Raw genomic sequence first — 553 nt, 5'->3', positions numbered from 1 at the left:
CTCGGCCGCCGCCGGCACAGACGACGCGAGGTACGCGGTCACGGCCGGGGTGGCGGCGGGGCGCAGCGCGTCGAACGCCGTGCGGATCGTGCGCATCTCCGCGGTCGCCTGGTCGAGCGCGTCGAGGTCGCCCTGCGCGTCGTCGATCGCCTGCCCCACGTCGACGAGCGAGTTCTCGTCGATCTCGGCGCGGCGATACTCGGCGGGCAGCTCGGGCACGGTCACCGCGGCGAGCGCGGCGAGGTACCCGTCGAGGGCCCCGACGGCCGCCTCCTCCAGGGCCGGATCGGCCACCGCGATGACGTCGTCGTCCGACGACGACGCGGGATCGGGCACCGTGGCGGTGTCGACGATGGCGGTGCGCAGCGCGGTCGCCTCCGCCGTCTGCGTCCCGATGTCGGCGAGGAGGGTGTCGCGGGCCGACGTCAACGCCTGGTGCGCGTTCTGGATGGAGGCCTCGTCCGCCTGGAGGGATTCGAGGGCGCTCGCTGCCGGGCTCGCGGTCGCTGCCTGGATCCCGCCGACGGTCGCGGCCGCGGCGACCGCGAGCACG

The 553-nt window shown here is 75.8% G+C and carries 1 protein-coding gene; it reads right to left on the bottom strand.

Going from position 1 to position 553, the window contains the following annotated elements; translation table 11 throughout:
• A partial coding sequence (locus DW309_RS19800) for a hypothetical protein (RefSeq protein ID WP_205812850.1) occupies nt 1-553 on the bottom strand: 553 nt, incomplete at both ends.

Source organism: Microbacterium sp. K41, assembly GCF_004794395.1.
Lineage (GTDB): Bacteria > Actinomycetota > Actinomycetes > Actinomycetales > Microbacteriaceae > Microbacterium > Microbacterium sufflavum.
The sequence above is the reverse complement of the archived record's forward strand: the minus strand, read 5'-3'. Positions and strand labels throughout refer to the sequence as shown.